At 61.0% G+C, this 15,487-nt stretch carries 15 protein-coding genes; 3 read left to right on the forward strand and 12 right to left on the reverse strand.

From position 1 onward, the window contains the following. Positions 1-94: 94 nt before the first annotated feature. The 9 genes from msrQ to mrcB all read right to left on the reverse strand — a co-directional run bounded on the left by msrQ (position 95) and on the right by mrcB (position 9,988). Positions 95-715: a protein-methionine-sulfoxide reductase heme-binding subunit MsrQ gene (msrQ, locus tag H7995_RS20050; RefSeq protein ID WP_185818767.1), complete on the reverse strand. Its 621-nt coding sequence runs from the start codon at positions 713-715 to the stop codon at positions 95-97. Beyond that, the gene (gene msrP, locus H7995_RS20055) at positions 715-1,728 is read right to left on the reverse strand and encodes a protein-methionine-sulfoxide reductase catalytic subunit MsrP (RefSeq protein ID WP_166592431.1); all 1,014 of its coding nucleotides are present in this window, start codon (positions 1,726-1,728) and stop codon (positions 715-717) included. Before msrP ends, msrQ begins: the two co-directional genes overlap by 1 nt. A gap of 63 nt (positions 1,729-1,791) precedes the next feature. Further along, positions 1,792-2,649 carry a CDP-diacylglycerol--serine O-phosphatidyltransferase gene (pssA, locus tag H7995_RS20060; protein ID WP_095166608.1) on the reverse strand — a complete coding sequence of 286 codons (858 nt, stop codon included), beginning with the start codon at positions 2,647-2,649 and terminating at the stop codon, positions 1,792-1,794. Positions 2,650-2,794: 145 nt separating this feature from the next. Beyond that, entirely contained in the window at positions 2,795-3,811 is a 1,017-nt protein-coding gene (ilvC, locus tag H7995_RS20065) for a ketol-acid reductoisomerase (RefSeq protein ID WP_007948647.1), read from the reverse strand. Between the two features lie 48 nt (positions 3,812-3,859). Then, on the reverse strand, positions 3,860-4,351 hold the full coding sequence (gene ilvN, locus H7995_RS20070) for an acetolactate synthase small subunit (protein ID WP_003205610.1): 492 nt from the start codon (positions 4,349-4,351) through the stop codon (positions 3,860-3,862). Positions 4,352-4,353: 2 nt separating this feature from the next. Beyond that, positions 4,354-6,078, reverse strand: coding sequence for an acetolactate synthase 3 large subunit (locus tag H7995_RS20075; RefSeq protein WP_166592430.1), 1,725 nt, complete (start codon positions 6,076-6,078; stop codon positions 4,354-4,356). A 484-nt stretch (positions 6,079-6,562) separates the two neighbouring features. Further along, positions 6,563-6,898, reverse strand: a complete 336-nt coding sequence (locus H7995_RS20080) for a YqcC family protein (protein WP_095166606.1) — start codon at positions 6,896-6,898, stop codon at positions 6,563-6,565. Then, the gene (locus H7995_RS20085; protein ID WP_166592429.1) at positions 6,898-7,647 is read right to left on the reverse strand and encodes a tetratricopeptide repeat protein; all 750 of its coding nucleotides are present in this window, start codon (positions 7,645-7,647) and stop codon (positions 6,898-6,900) included. Before H7995_RS20085 ends, H7995_RS20080 begins: the two co-directional genes overlap by 1 nt. A 16-nt stretch (positions 7,648-7,663) precedes the next feature. Further along, entirely contained in the window at positions 7,664-9,988 is a 2,325-nt protein-coding gene (mrcB, locus tag H7995_RS20090) for a penicillin-binding protein 1B (protein ID WP_182342334.1), read from the reverse strand. A gap of 117 nt (positions 9,989-10,105) precedes the next feature. On the opposite strand from mrcB, the gene H7995_RS20095 reads away from it, so the two are divergent. The 3 genes from H7995_RS20095 to H7995_RS20105 all read left to right on the forward strand — a co-directional run bounded on the left by H7995_RS20095 (position 10,106) and on the right by H7995_RS20105 (position 12,591). Further along, positions 10,106-11,662: a bifunctional aminoglycoside phosphotransferase/ATP-binding protein gene (locus tag H7995_RS20095; RefSeq protein ID WP_166592427.1), complete on the forward strand. Its 1,557-nt coding sequence runs from the start codon at positions 10,106-10,108 to the stop codon at positions 11,660-11,662. Between the two features lie 93 nt (positions 11,663-11,755). Next, positions 11,756-12,100, forward strand: coding sequence for a pentapeptide repeat-containing protein (locus tag H7995_RS20100; RefSeq protein ID WP_166592426.1), 345 nt, complete (start codon positions 11,756-11,758; stop codon positions 12,098-12,100). Positions 12,101-12,318: 218 nt separating this feature from the next. Further along, on the forward strand, positions 12,319-12,591 hold the full coding sequence (locus H7995_RS20105; RefSeq protein ID WP_166592425.1) for a TfoX/Sxy family protein: 273 nt from the start codon (positions 12,319-12,321) through the stop codon (positions 12,589-12,591). Between the two features lie 261 nt (positions 12,592-12,852). On the opposite strand, the gene H7995_RS20110 is transcribed toward H7995_RS20105, so the two are convergent. The 3 genes from H7995_RS20110 to H7995_RS20120 are packed head-to-tail and all read right to left on the reverse strand — an operon-like array spanning position 12,853 to position 15,464. Next, positions 12,853-13,704 carry a ChaN family lipoprotein gene (locus H7995_RS20110; RefSeq protein WP_182342336.1) on the reverse strand — a complete coding sequence of 284 codons (852 nt, stop codon included), beginning with the start codon at positions 13,702-13,704 and terminating at the stop codon, positions 12,853-12,855. Between the two features lie 9 nt (positions 13,705-13,713). Then, complete coding sequence (locus H7995_RS20115; protein ID WP_182342339.1) at positions 13,714-14,481, reverse strand: heme ABC transporter ATP-binding protein; 768 nt, start codon at positions 14,479-14,481, stop codon at positions 13,714-13,716. After that, the gene (locus H7995_RS20120) at positions 14,481-15,464 is read right to left on the reverse strand and encodes a FecCD family ABC transporter permease (protein WP_182344810.1); all 984 of its coding nucleotides are present in this window, start codon (positions 15,462-15,464) and stop codon (positions 14,481-14,483) included. The genes H7995_RS20115 and H7995_RS20120 overlap by 1 nt, the downstream gene beginning before the upstream one ends. Between the last annotated feature and the right edge of the window lie 23 nt (positions 15,465-15,487).

A 15,487-nucleotide genomic window follows, 5' to 3' on the forward strand; every position in this document is an offset into this window, starting at 1 on the left:
CGCGTAACTCATTGTTTACCAAGTAGTTTTCCGTTTCGACTGCGCCGGAAGTGGGGCGAATTATAGACACCTGGAATCTGCCGTCAACCTTTAATTAAGCTTTTGTTGCAGAAGGTGCCTTTTTGCCCTTTAAACGCGGAATTCGCCGAGCAATGGCAGGTACACGCAAGACTAATAACAGCGCACCTATAGAGGCATAGATCGCCCACTCTTTCAGATCTGCACGAACTATCCACAACATATGCAGCAAACCAAGCCCCAGAATCCCGTAGACCAGGCGATGCAACTTCTTCCAGCGCCCCCCCAAACGTCGCTGACTGTATCGATTGGAAGTCACCGCCAGCACCAGCAACCCCACAAGGCCGAGACTGCCAACAATAATGTATGGCCGCTTGCTCAGCTCCACCCCCAACTGCGACCAATCCAATCCAAGAACAAATACCAGATAGGCAGACAGATGCAGCGCAGCATAGGCAAAACTCCACAACCCCAGCTGCCGCCTGACCGCTATCCAGCCCGGCCACCCGCTCAGTCTCTGCAAAGGCGTCATACCCAGGGTAATCAAGAGCAGCGTCAAGGTTCCCAACCCCAGGCGATCGACCAACACCTTGCCCGGGTCCGGCCCCAGCGCCGAACTCCAGGCCTCATACAACCAGAGTAGCGGCCACACCGCCGCCGCTATAAAGACGGCACAGCGCCAAAACACAAAGCGCATCAGTAGTGAGTCCTCAAGTCCATCCCTGCATACAGGTCGGCGACTTCATCCGCGTAGCCATTGAACATCTGAGTGTCGCGCACATTGGGCTTGAACAATCCGCTGGGCAAACGCCGCTCCCGCGCCTGAGTCCAACGCGGATGATCCACTGTGGGGTTCACATTGGCGAAGAAGCCGTACTCATCCGCGGCAATGCTCTGCCAAGTGGTTTTCGGCTGCTCGCTGACCAGGCTGATCCGCACGATGGATTTCACACTCTTGAACCCATACTTCCACGGCACCACCAGACGCAATGGCGCACCGTTCTGGTTCGGCAATTCGCGCCCGTACATCCCGACCGCCAGTATCGCCAGCGGATTCATCGCCTCATCCAGGCGCAGCCCTTCTATATAAGGCCAGTCGATCAGGGCAAACCCGGAGCGCTGGCCCGGCATACTCTTAGGATCCTGCAAGGTTTCGAAGCGAATGTACCGAGCCTTGGAAGTAGGCTCGACCTGCTTGAGCAACGCCGAAAGAGGAAAACCGATCCAGGGGATCACCATCGACCAGGCCTCCACACAGCGCAGGCGGTAAATGCGTTCCTCCAACTGATAGGGTTTCATCAAGTCTTCCAAGGCATAGCGCCCCGGCTTCCCCACCTCCCCGTCCACCACCACGCTCCAGGGTTCGGTTTTCAAGGCGCCAGCATTGGCCGCTGGATCCCCCTTGTCGGTACCGAACTCATAGAAGTTGTTGTAGTGGGTCGCATCCTTGAAGGGCGTGATCGACTCATCCTTGACATTGACCGCCCCCCAGCGCGTCGCAGGGAGTTTCTCGTTGAACCAGGCAGGCGCCTTGCCAGGCTCGACGCCCGGGTAACGCGCAACGTCATCGGCGCTGGCCCAGCGCGGCAGACTGCTGGCAGCTATTACGCCGACAGCACTGCCCAGCACGCTGCGGCGAGAGAGATAGAGGGATTCAGGCGTGACGTCCGACTCAGTGCAGTCAGACGACTTGGGGAATTTGAATAACATGACAACTCCGCAGCATTGGAGGGTTGATGCACCAATAGACTGCGGAGTATGGGGGAAATTACATCACTCGGCTTTTTTGTGCCGGCGAAGGTGTAACAAGTACTGCACCGGGCCAGAGGCGGCGTAGGCGAGGAACACCAGCAGCAAGATGCGCGGCGGATCACTGAACACCACGGCAAACACCAGCACCACCGCCAGGATCGCCACAAAAGGCACGCGCCCCTTCAGGTCCAGCTCCTTGAAGCTGTTGTACTTGATGTTGCTGACCATCAGCATGCCGGCCGCGGCCACCATCAGCGCCACCAGGAAGGACATTTTTGAGCCCTGGATCCCGTAGTCGCTGAACGCCCAGACAATACCCGCCACCACACCCGCGGCAGCCGGGCTGGCCAGGCCAATGAAGTAACGCTTGTCCGCGGTCCCCACCTGGGTGTTGAAGCGCGCCAGACGCAAGGCCGCACCCGCTACATAGATGAAGGCAACCATCCAGCCGACCTTGCCCATGTCGCCCAGGGCCCAGCCGAAGGCCAGCAACGCCGGTGCAACGCCAAAGGCGACCATATCCGACAGCGAGTCGTACTCGGCGCCAAAGGCGCTCTGGGTGTTGGTCATCCGCGCCACCCGACCATCGAGGCCATCGAGCACCATGGCAACAAAGATCGCGATTGCCGCGAAAGCAAAATACTTGCTCGCGCCGGCAGCATCACCGGCACTCAAGGCACTCTGGGCGCTCATCGAGTTGATGATGGAGTAGAACCCCGCGAACAGGTTCGCGGTGGTGAACAGATTCGGCAGAAGATAGATACCACGATGCCGGACTTTACGGCCTTCAGCGTCATGCCCTTCTTCGATGTGTTCATCGATGGGCAGCAGGCTTTCGGCGTCAGAAGCCTGGTTTGGCTCTTCGGGACGTTCGCTCATGGACAGTACCTTGCAACGGTGTGGAAAGTTTCGACAGGTGTCTGCGCCAACGGTTCGCAGCACAAACGATGCAGCTTTATACCAGAACCTGCCCACCAAACGAAAAAACGCGGCCTAAGCCGCGTTTTTCGTACAGGGTCGTGACTTAGTTTTTGGCTTTGTCGACGATCTTGTTGGCACCGATCCACGGCATCATCGAACGCAGTTGCTCGCCGATGATTTCGATACCGTGCGCAGCGTTGTTACGACGCTTGGCGGTCATCGAAGGGTAGCCGGTAGCACCTTCGCTGATGAACATCTTGGCGTACTCGCCGTCCTGAATGCGTTTCAGGGCGTTGCGCATGGCCTGACGGGATTCGGCGTTGATAACTTCCGGGCCGGTCACGTACTCGCCGTACTCGGCGTTGTTGGAGATCGAGTAGTTCATGTTGGCGATACCGCCTTCGTACATGAGGTCTACGATCAACTTCAGTTCGTGCAGGCACTCGAAGTAGGCCATTTCTGGCGCGTAGCCAGCTTCAACCAGCGTTTCGAAACCGGCTTTGACCAGTTCAACGGTACCGCCGCACAGAACGGCTTGCTCGCCGAACAGGTCGGTTTCGGTCTCGTCCTTGAAGGTGGTTTCGATGATGCCGGTACGACCACCGCCAACGCCCGCAGCGTAGGACAGTGCAACGTTCTTGGCGTTGCCCGAAGCATCCTGGTAGATGGCGATCAGGTCAGGGATACCACCGCCTTTGACGAACTCGGAACGCACGGTGTGACCTGGAGCCTTCGGCGCGATCATGATCACGTCGAGGTCAGCGCGCGGCACAACCTGGTTGTAGTGGATCGCGAAACCGTGGGAGAAGGCCAGGGTGGCGCCTTTCTTGATGTTCGGCTCGATTTCGTTCTTGTACAGGGCAGATTGGAACTCGTCCGGGGTCAGGATCATGACCAGGTCGGCAGCGGCAACAGCGGAAGCCACGTCAGTCACTTTCAGGCCGTGAGCTTCAGCCTTGGCAACGGTAGCCGAACCTTTACGCAGGCCAACGGTAACGTCAACGCCGGAATCTTTCAGGTTGCACGCTTGAGCGTGACCCTGGGAGCCGTAACCGATAATGGCAACTTTCTTGCCCTGGATGATGGACAGGTCGCAGTCTTTTTCGTAATAAACTTTCATGAAATTCCCCTATATATCCAGGCCGTTCAGGCCATTCGCTAATTTGGTTTAGATGCTGAGTACTTTGTCGCCGCGGGCAATACCGGTTACGCCACTACGGACGGTTTCCAGGATCGAGGCGGTGCCAATGGACTGGATGAAGCTGTCGAGCTTGTCGCTGGTACCGGTCAGTTGAACGGTATACACGCTGGCGCTGACATCGACGATCTGCCCACGATAAATATCGGTAGTGCGTTTGATCTCGGCGCGCTGGGCACCGGTGGCCTTGACCTTGACCAGCATCAGCTCGCGCTCGATGTGCGCGCTTTCCGACAGGTCGACCAGCTTGACCACTTCGATCAGCTTGTTCAGGTTCTTGGTGATCTGCTCGATGATTTCATCGTGCCCCACGGTAGTCAGCGTCAGACGCGACAGGGTCGGGTCTTCGGTAGGTGCCACGGTCAGGCTTTCGATGTTGTAGTTACGCTGCGAGAACAGCCCGACCACACGAGACAGAGCGCCCGGTTCGTTTTCCAGAAGCAAGGAAATAATGTGCCGCATGATTAAGTACGCTCCGTCTTGCTCAGCCACATATCGCGCATGGAGCCGTCTTTGATCTGCATCGGGTAGACGTGCTCGCTGGTGTCGACCGAAATATCGATCACCACCAGGCGGTCCTTCATGGCAAACGCTTCTTCCATCTTCGACTTGAGGTCTTTCGAGTCGGTGATGCGCACGCCGACGTGGCCATAGGCCTCGGCCAGCTTGACGAAGTCAGGCAACGACTCCATGTAGGAGTGCGAATGACGGCTGCCGTAGCTCATGTCTTGCCATTGGCGAACCATGCCCAGCACACCGTTGTTGAGGATCACGATCTTGACCGGCAAGCCGTACTGCAGGCAGGTGGACAGTTCCTGGATGTTCATCTGGATGCTGCCTTCGCCTGTGACGCAGGCAACATCGACATCCGGGAAGCTCAACTTGATGCCCATGGCCGCCGGGAAACCGAAGCCCATGGTGCCCAGGCCGCCAGAGTTGATCCAGCGGTTTGGCTTGTTGAACTTGTAGTACTGCGCCGCGAACATCTGGTGCTGGCCCACGTCGGAGGTCACAAAGGCATCGCCCTTGGTCACTTCGCACAGGGTCTCGATCACGGTCTGTGGCTTGATGACGCTGCCATCACCCTTGTCGTAAGGGAACAGGCCACGATCACCGCGCCACTCGTCCACTTGCTTCCACCAACTGGCAACGGACTCCTTGTTCGGGGTCTCGCCGATTTCCTTGAGGATCGCGACCATTTCGTTCAGGACGCTTTCCACCGGGCCCACGATTGGCACGTCGGCCTTGATGGTCTTGGAGATCGAAGCCGGGTCGATATCGATGTGGATGATCTTGGCATTCGGGCAGAACTTCGCCGGGCCGTTGATCACACGGTCATCGAAACGGGCGCCGACCGCCAGGATCACGTCAGCGTGGTGCATGGCCAGGTTGGCGGTGTAACTGCCGTGCATGCCGAGCATGCCAATGAACTGACGGTCGGTGCCAGGGTAGGCACCCAAGCCCATCAGGGTATTGGTCACGGGCAGATTGAGCATCTGGGCCAGTTCGGTCAGCGGCGCGGAGCCGCCACCGAGGATCACGCCGCCACCTGCGTACAACACAGGACGCTTGGCCGCCAGGAGCATTTCTGCCGCCTTGCGGATTTGCCCGGAGTGACCACGAACAGCCGGGCTGTAGGAACGCAGCTTGGCTTTTTTCGGGAAGATGTATTCGAACTTCTCGGCCGGGTTGGTCATGTCTTTTGGAATATCGACAACCACCGGACCAGGACGACCGGATTGCGCCAGGTAGAACGCCTTCTTCATGACTTCCGGGATTTCCGAAGCGTGCTTGATCATGAAGCTGTGCTTCACGATCGGCCGGGAGATACCGATCATGTCGGTTTCCTGGAACGCGTCGGTGCCGACCATGGTGCTAGGCACCTGACCGGAAATGATCACCATTGGAATCGAGTCCATATAGGCGGTGGCAATCCCGGTGATGGCGTTTGTGGCGCCTGGACCGGAAGTCACCAATACCACGCCGGCTTTACCGGTGGCACGGGCGTAGCCGTCAGCCATATGGGTAGCCGCTTGTTCGTGGCGAACCAGGATGTGAGTCACTTCCGGTTCTTTGAACAGGGCATCGTATACATGAAGGAGAGCACCACCCGGGTACCCGTAGATATATTTGACGCCTTCGTCACGCAAAAAGCGGACGAGCATCTCACCGCCAGATAAAAGCTCCACGTTGTTCACCTCTAAAACGCCAGAATACCGCCCACATAAGGGGACGGGTCTTAATAGGTTTACTTCTCAGCAGAGCATGAGCGACGGTGGTCGCCGACTACGTCAGCACTGACTGAGCAAGTATTGGGAGCGTCCCAAGTGTTGCGGGACTTTCCCACCCAGCGCGAGGTAACGCGTTGCGGGTGTAACAGGTCGGCGCGGATGTGCGCCTCATGATCTGCTGAGCGGGCCTGCTTCTGGCAGTCCCTCTACAGCGGACTTTGGATTCTTCTGTTTCGCCCTCTGCAAGTCAAGCCGTCAATGTGCTTAATTCGAACTAAGCGCATGAGAACGCAAGAAAAAACCGCCAAACCCCAGGTCGGATTATTTCAATTGCGCAGTTTTGGCAAGAAAATGGCATACGAACGCACCTGTCGCAGCGCACAGAGTGGATTTTCTTGAGGGGTTAAGCGTCACTGCCAGCAGGACGCTGGCAGTGATCATATCAACGGGAAGCGCTGATCAGCTGGTCGAACTCTTTGAGCAGAACCTGCAACTGACGATCCCGGCCCTGGACATCGCGGGCGGCGAAGACCATTTCGGCCATCTCCTGAATCCCCGAGGCGTTGGGCAAGGGCAGATCCTGTTCGAGGATCAACTTCATCCGTGGCAGGAAGATCCATTGCAGCCACTGCTCGAAGTCCAGGGTGTCGACCGAGAACGGCTCCACACTGGACAGTGCCTGCGCAGAAGGCGAGACCTCGTCCCACCAGCCCTGGACCCGCAACTCGCGCTCGATCAGCAGCAACTGCTCGGCAATCTTCGGAAAACGTTGATCCATCACAGCGTAACCTTGGCCTTCTGCCGTGCCTGGGCGGCACCGGCGGCATCGCCCTGCTGCTCACGCGCCTGGGCGATCAACCCCCACAGGCTGGCCTGCAGGTCAGGACGGCCATTGGCCAGGGTCAGGCCGCGACGGGCGAACTGCTCCGCCTGAGGGGCATCGCCCTGGGCCATGCGCACTTGCGCCAGGCGATAGAGCACTTGCGGCTCACGCGGGGCTACCCGCTGGGCCCGCTCCAGGCTCGACGAGGCGCCATTGAGGTCACCGCCTGCCTGTTGCTGCTGGGCCGTGGTGAGCAAGGCCAGTACCGGGCCGTCCAACTGTTCATCAGCCGACAGACCACCGGCCGCGCTACTGGCAGAAGGCACGCCGCTTGGCGTCGGCGGCAGGCTGTAGCTGGTGCTCGGCACAAGCGGACCACTGTCGACCGGCCCCGGAGTAATCGGTCCGGAGCTGATCGGGCCTGGGGTGATCGGCTGAGTGCTGATCGGCGTCGAGGTCGTGGCGCCGCCACCTGGCACCATCACCACCACACCGGTATCACCCTGTGGAATGGCCTGGACCTGACCCTGTGCAGGGCGGGTCACCGTAGTCTTGCGAAAGCCGCCGTTGGCAGAGAGCCGCTCGCTGTTGGACACCGCGGTGCCCGAATCGACCACCGGAATCGAACCGCGCTGCACGGTCGAGCAACCACTGAGCAAAGTCAGAGCCGTCAGCGTTACCGCTGGAATAAACCACTTGTTCACTTGAAACCCTCTCTGCTTAATTCATCCAGCCCTTGACCCAGTCCATCACCGATTCGCCTGACGCGGGGTCTGTGCCACCGCAGGCAGCGCCGGGAGGCGGTTCGCTGCCGCGAATATACGGCATCTGCACCGCGCCTGGGCAACTGGCATCCGAGCCCTGCCCGGTCCGCGAATCGACCCACGCCTGCACGATGTTATCCGGCTGCGGCATGTCCAGCGGCAGCGGATCGGCCTTGCGCATGAAACTGCTCCAGACCTGCAGCGCACCGGTGGCACCGGTGAACGGCGTCTTGCCGTTGTCATCGCGGCCCAGCCACACCACCGCCAGCAGGTCCTGGCTGAAACCGGCGAACCAGCTGTCGCGAGAATCGTTACTGGTGCCGGTCTTGCCTGCCAGGGTCAACGTCTTGGGCAGCACGTTATAAACCGAACTGCCGGTACCCTCACGCATCACCCGCTGCATGGCGCTCTGGATCAGATAAATGGAAGCCGGATCAAAACGCTGCTGAATCTGGAACGGATACCGCTTGAGCGGCTCGCCCTCGGCCGTCAGCACGCTGCGAATCCCGCGCATCGGCGTATTAAAACCACCGTTGGCCAGGGTCTGGTACATGGTTGCCACTTCGATCGGCGTCAAGCCGCCCGCCCCCAACAACATCGACGGGAAGGCCGGGAACTCCCGGGTGACCCCCAGGCGACCGAGAGTCTTCAGGACATTCGGCACCCCGACTTCCAGACCCAGGCGCGCGGTCGAGAGGTTGTAGGAGTGCGCCAGGCCCTGATACAGGAAGACCGTGCCGTGGGACCGCCGATCATAGTTCTGCGGTTTCCAGACCTGGCCATCGGCGCCCTTCACCGAGAACGACTCGTCGGACAGCCAACTGGTCAGGGTGTACTTGCTCGGTTTTTCCAGCGCCGTCAGGTACACCGCCGGCTTGATCAGCGAGCCGATCGGCCGCACCGCATCCAGCGCCCGGTTGAACCCGGCAAAACCGGCCTGGCGACTGCCGATCATGGCCTGCACTTCCCCGGTTTCCGGGTTGGTCACCACCATCGCCGCCTCAACCTCGTCCGCGCCCTTGCGTCCGGAAAGGCGCTTGAAGGTATCGTTAACCGAGGCTTCGGCCTTCATCTGCAGGATCGGGTCGAAGCTGGTGAAAATCCGCAGGCCCTCTTCGGTCAAGTCTTCGTCGCGGTAGTCTTCGCGCAACTGGCGCTTGACCAGGTCGATAAAGCCCGGGAACGAACTGTCGGCCAGCTTGCCGCGGGTAGTGACACCCAGCGGCAGTTTTTTCGCGGCCGCCACCTGCTCGGCCGTGGCCACGCCCTGTTGCTCAAGGACATCCAGCACCAGGTTGCGCCGCTCCAGCGCCCGCTCGGGGTTGCGTCGCGGGTTGTAGTAGGACGGCCCCTTGACCATGCCCACCAGCATCGCCACTTGATGCAGTTTCAGCTCGGACAACGGCTGGCCGAAGAAGAACTGACTGGCCAGGCCAAAACCGTGCACCGCGCGCTGGCCATCCTGACCGACGAACACTTCATTGAGGTACGCCTCAAGAATTTCGCGTTTGTCGTAATGCAGCTCAAGCAACATCGCCATCATGGCTTCCGTCAGCTTGCGGCTCAGGCTGCGCTCGTTGGTCAGGTAGAAGTTCTTGACCAATTGCTGGGTCAGCGTACTGCCACCCTGGGTCATCTTGCCGCCAGAGGTGTTGACCCAGACGGCCCGGGCAATCGATTTGGGCGACACCCCCCAGTGGCTATAGAAATCCCGGTCTTCAACCGCGACCAGGGTTTCCAGCAAGTAAGGCGGGACCTGATCGAGCTTGATCAGAATCCGGTCTTCGAGATTTTTCGGGTAGATCCCGCCGATCAGCAGCGGCTCCAACCGCACCACGGAGAGCTTCGACCCGTTCAGCGCAGACAGCTCGGCCACATAGTCACCGGAGAAGCGCACACGCACCGGCTGGGCCTTCTCCATGCCTTCATAGAACTGGAAACCACGGGTGTTCAGGTCCACGGTATTGCCGCTGACCGCAGCTGCGCCAGGGCCGTTGGCCACGCTTTCGCGGCGATAGCCCAGGGCATCGAGTTCCGTCAGGAAATCTTCCTTGCTGAGCTTTTGTCCGACGAACAGCTCCAACGGACGGGCATAAACCTTGGCGGGAATGGTCCAGCGCTTGCCGGAGAACTTCTCCTGGACCACGGCATCAAGGTAAACGGCAAAGCCTGCCAGCACCACGAGGCCGACCAGACTGAGCTTCAGGGCCCAGCCCAGCCAAGGGCTCAGGCCTTTGGAGGGACGTTTTTTTGCAGTGCGGGGGGATCGGGTACGAGTCATGGCGGCGGATTATACGCACTTTATTCCTGATCAACATGAGCCCCGCGAGGTTTGCGTTGGCCCCGCTTGCGGCCATAATGGCGCCCTTGAATTTTCCCAGACTCTGAAGGATCGCCCGTGAGCCAATCCCTGATCGCTGCCCTGCAAAACCCGGCCCTCTACCCCCATCCGGTAGACGGATTCCAGGTCATCGAGACGCACATCTCCTGGGTGCTGCTCACCGGCCCCTACGCCTATAAAGTGAAAAAGCCGGTGAACTTCGGCTTCCTCGACTTCACCACGCTTGAAGCTCGCGAGCACTTCTGCGCCGAGGAGCTGCGCCTCAACCAGCGTCTGACCAATGACCTGTACCTGGAAGTCTTGCCGATCACCGGCAGCGCCGAAGCCCCCCAGTTGGGCGGCAGCGGTCCGGTACTCGACTACGCGCTGAAAATGCGCCAGTTCCCGCAAAGCCAACTGCTCAGCACCCTGCAGGCCAACGGCGAGCTGACCACCGCGCACATCGACGCGATGGCCCAACAGATCGCCCGCTTCCACCTCGAAGCGCCGCGGGTTCCGGCCGACCACGAAGCCGGCACGCCGGACAGCGTCATGGCGCCGGTACTGCAGAACTTCGACCAGATTCGCCCGTTCCTCAATGACAAGGCCGACCTGCTGCAACTCGAGGCCCTGCAAGCCTGGGCGCAAAGCAGCTTCGAGCGCCTCAAGCCACTGCTGGCCCAACGCAAGGCCGAGGGCTTCATCCGCGAATGCCACGGTGATATCCACCTGGGCAACGCCACCGTGATCGATGGCAACGTGGTGATTTTCGACTGCATCGAATTCAACGAGCCATTCCGCTTCACCGACGTCTATGCCGATACCGGCTTCCTGGCGATGGACCTGGAAGACCGCGGCCTGAAAAGCCTCGCTCGACGCTTCATGAGCCAATACCTGGAGCTGACCGGCGATTACCAGGGCCTGGAACTGCTGAACTTCTACAAAGCCTACCGCGCCCTGGTGCGCGCCAAGGTCAGCCTGTTCAGCATGCCTGCCGATGCCACCCCCGTGCAGCGGGCCACCACTTTGCGCCAGTACCGCAACTACGCCAACCTGGCGGAGAGCTACAGCACCATCCCGTCGCGCTTCCTGGCCATCACCCATGGCGTCTCGGCAGTCGGCAAAAGCCGCGTGGCCATGCGTCTGGTCGAAGCCCTGGGCGCCATCCGCCTGCGTTCCGATGTCGAACGCAAGCGCCTGTTCGGCGAGCAGCAGGTACCAAACGATCCGCAAGCCGGCATCTACAGTGCCGACGCCAGCGCAGCGACCTATGCACGCCTGCATGAGATTGCCGACGTGATCCTGCGTGCCGGCTTCCCGGTGGTGCTCGACGCCACGTACCTCAAGCGCGAGCAGCGCGATGGTGCGGCGCTCGTTGCGGAAGCCACCGGCGCCCCCTTCCTGATTCTCGACTGCAACGCCCCCCAGGCCGTGATCGAGAGCTGGCTGGCGCAGCGTCAGGCAGACAAAAACGATCCCTCCGACGCCAACCTGGCCGTTATCGCGGCTCAACAAGCCAATCGCGAAGCCCTGACGCCTGCAGAAATCCTCTGCAGCAAACGTGTCCAAACCAACGAAAGCGGGACCCTGGACACCGTCGTCGCGCAGATTCGCCAACGCCTGCCGGGCCTGTAAGCACATGGGGCAACTGACGTGGGGCTGTGACAGCCTCACGCCAGTCGCCTAGTGGCACTATACTGGCGTCATAAATCCAACACGGTGACGCCCATGAGCCAGCCCACACTACTCGATACCCCGCTCTATGCCCTGCTGCACAAAGACGACATTCAGGGCTTCAACCGCGAACGCCCAAAGAACGGCCCCATCGATATGGTGGGCGGTGACTTTCGTGGCCTCGACCTGCGCGAACTGAACGCCGAAGGCATCGACTTCAGCGATGCCTACTTCCGCTCCGCCGACCTGCGCGGCATCGATTTTCGCCAGGCGTCCCTGGAAGGCGCGAGCCTGGCCCATGCGCAAATCTCCGGCGCCTACTTCCCGCCCGAACTCTCGGCAGACGAAATCCTCATGTCGATGAACTTCGGCACCCGCCTGCGCTACCGCACTCGCTGATCCCCTCACGCCCCTGAAGTCCGGCACCGCCGCACGGCCGGACTTCAGGGGTCGTTTCGCGACACGCCTCCCCGCCCCCGCCTCCTGCAGAGCTATCTGGCACATAGCCTTAGAAGCTTTTGCGTTCAAACCGACCAAAGAACCACGCTTTTCCTACTGACCGCTACACTCCTCAAAGGTCCGCCCAACGCACTCTTCGCCCATCGCAAGGAGGCTTGATGAATGACGAACTGCAACACCTGAAGAATCTTGGCAAGACGTCGGCGCAATGGCTGCATGCCGTAGGCATTCACAGCGCTTCGGATTTGCGCCGATTAGGGGCGGTGGATGCATACAGGGCGGTACGCACCCGCGGATTCCGCGCATCGAAAGTGCTGCTGTACGCGATCGAGGGAGCGCTGATGGACATGCACTGGAACGATATTCCCGCCGAACGCAAAGACGCCCTCAACAAACAACTGGAAGCCATCTCGTCCCGGCAAAAGAATTGAGCACCCTAGACACCCGTCAACCCCAGGATTTGCGGGGGTTCAAACACGTGTTTAGCGAAATGAAAAAGAATTCGAGAAACATTCGTTGACATCGAAATGAGAATCGTTATGATTGCCACAACTGGTCGCGAGATCAGCCGATCTTCTGAAAGACCCTTGGTTCGGACTCTCAGATTATCTCCTCATCAGGCTAATCACGGTTATTTGACCCGGCTCTTGCCGGGTCTTTTTTTGCCTGTCGATCAGCCCGCAGGCAGCCGTTTACTGACGCATTGAAGCGCAATAGTCCTGCACCGGCCGAACGGCCGTGTACCAGACATAATCCGCCGAGGCCGCTGCCACCGACTCACCTTTCTCCGCCAGCATCAGCACCACTGCTGGCGGGCGAGCACCGAGGTCCTCCAGGTGCACCGGCACCCCGAGATCCAGGCGAGCGTGATAACCACCGGCAAACAGCATGGCCGGCGTCGGCGCGGTCATCAGGCGCTCAGCCATTCGCCGATCCCGATGCTGCTGCACGGCCAGCATCGCGGGCATCTGACTCTCGGGCAGCAGACCGCAATGGGATTGTGCAATCTGCGCCAGCAACGGCGCCTTGACCGCCTCCGCAGTCGAGCGCCCACCGCTCAGGGTTGGCGCCTCTTTGTAGAGGCGCCGCACCTCAGGCCCATCAAGATTGGCTGCCAGCAAGGGATAAGGCTGGGCCAAGGCGTAACGCACGATCGGACCGTACAGATTCCAGTCCCAACCCGGCTGCCAGGCCAGCGCTGCCGGTAGATCGGCCGGCCATTGCCCGGGACTGCGTGCGCGCAGTTGATCGACTGCGGCCTGTTGCTGCGGGGTGAGCATTTCCAGCAACAGACTGCCTTGCACTCGGCGCTGGGCCAACGCTTGCAACAGCCATAGCTGGACCTGATGGTGATCAGGGTTGTCATGCTGCTCGCCCACGATCACCCGAGGCGCTCCCGCCAACCGCTCGACCAGCGCCTGGGCGGTCAGTGCCTGCCCGCTGCGCAGATCGACAATCTCCCCAGCAGGCTGGCCTACGCCAGTCGGCACCCCGCTCTGGCAGGCCACCAGCAGCAGACACAGCACAATCAGGATGCGACCCATGAACTCACCTCAGCGCGCAATGATCAGCGGATGCCCACGCTCCGGGTGCGGCTGCACCAACACCTCCAGGCCAAACACCGCCTTCAGCGACTCGGGGCGCAGCACCTGTTGCGGGGTGTCCAGGGCATGGGGGCGACCGTTTTCCAGCAGCAGAATGCGGTCACAGTAGCGCGCCGCCAGATTCAGGTCATGCAGGATCACCAGCACCGCCGCGCCGCGATCGGCAAACTGGCGCACGGCCTGCAACGTCGTGTGTTGATGCAAGGGGTCGAGCATCGAGGTCGGCTCATCGAGCAGCAAGGTCTGCCCCGCTTCGCCCGGCCACAGTTGCGCCAGCACCCGCGCCAGGTGCACTCGCTGGCGCTCACCACCCGACAGTGCGGTGTAGCTGCGGCCGCTCAAGTGGCCAACATCTGCGGCCTGCAAGGCGGCGGCGACAATTTCGTCATCTCGCTGGCGTCCGGTCTGATGGGGCAAGCGACCCATGCCCACCACCTCCTCGACGCGAAAGGCAAAATCCAGGGTCGAACTTTGCGGCAGCACGGCCAGGCGTTGCGCGCGCCGCGCGCCGTCCCATTCAGCCAAGGGGCGCTGGTCCAGCCAGACGTGTCCATGATCGGCGCGCAGCTCTCCACACAGGGCGCCGAGCAAGGTGCTTTTGCCAGCACCGTTAGGGCCCAACACACCCAGCACCTCGCCCGGGTTGAGCGCAAGGTCGATGTCCGCCAGGACGATAGTGCCGCCTCGACGGATCTGCAGGTTTTCCACTCGCAGCATCAGGCACGACCTCGCAACAACAGGAACAGAAAGAACGGCGCACCAATGAACGCGGTGACGATGCCGATCGGCAATTCCGCCGGTGCCAGCGCCAGGCGCGCCACAAGGTCGGCCAGCAGCAACAGGCTGGCACCCGCCAGGATCGAGGCCGGCAACAACACCCGGTGATCGGGCCCGGCCAGCAACCGCACCAAGTGCGGCACCACCAGGCCGACAAAGCCGATCATCCCCGCCGCCGCGACGGCGGCGCCAACCCCCAGCGCGGTGCAGAACACCAGTTCGCGCTTGAGCCGCTCGACGTTGATCCCCAGGTGACTGGCTTCGGACTCGCCAAGCAGCAGCGCATTCAAGGCCCTGGCCCGACGCGGCAACCACAGCGCCACCACGGTCGTCACCAGCAGCAACGGCCACAGCCGCGCATAGCTGGCGCCATTGAGACTGCCCAGATTCCAGAACGTCAGGGTACGCAGGGTCGCATCGTCGGCCAAATACGTGAACAAGCCCACCGCAGAACCCGCCAGGGCCGTCAGGGCGATGCCCGCCAGCAACATGGTCGCGACATTGGTCTGGCCATTGCGCCGGCCCAGACGATAAACCAGCGCCGTCACCCCCAGGCCGCCGAGAAAGGCGCAGATCGACAACAAGTACGGACCGATCGCCTCCGGCAAACCGCCGAACAGCGAACCCCCGACAATCGCGACAGCCGCGCCGAGGGCCGCGCCACTGGACACTCCCACCAGCCCCGGGTCCGCCAGTGGGTTGCGGAACAGCCCCTGCATCGCCACTCCGGACAGGGCCAGGACGCCACCCACCGCCAGCCCGAGCAGGGTGCGCGGCAAACGGATCTGCCCGAGAATCAGCTCGGCCTGCTCCAGGCCATCACCGGCAATCGGCAGCCCAAGCATGCGCAGGGCCGCCCGCAAGGTGTCCAGCAGCGGCAGGCTGACGGGGCCCAGCGCCAGGGACAGCCAGGTCGCCAACACACACAGCAGCCCCAGGCCAATAA

The sequence above is a fragment of the Pseudomonas kielensis genome (assembly GCF_014236655.1).
GTDB lineage: Bacteria > Pseudomonadota > Gammaproteobacteria > Pseudomonadales > Pseudomonadaceae > Aquipseudomonas > Aquipseudomonas kielensis.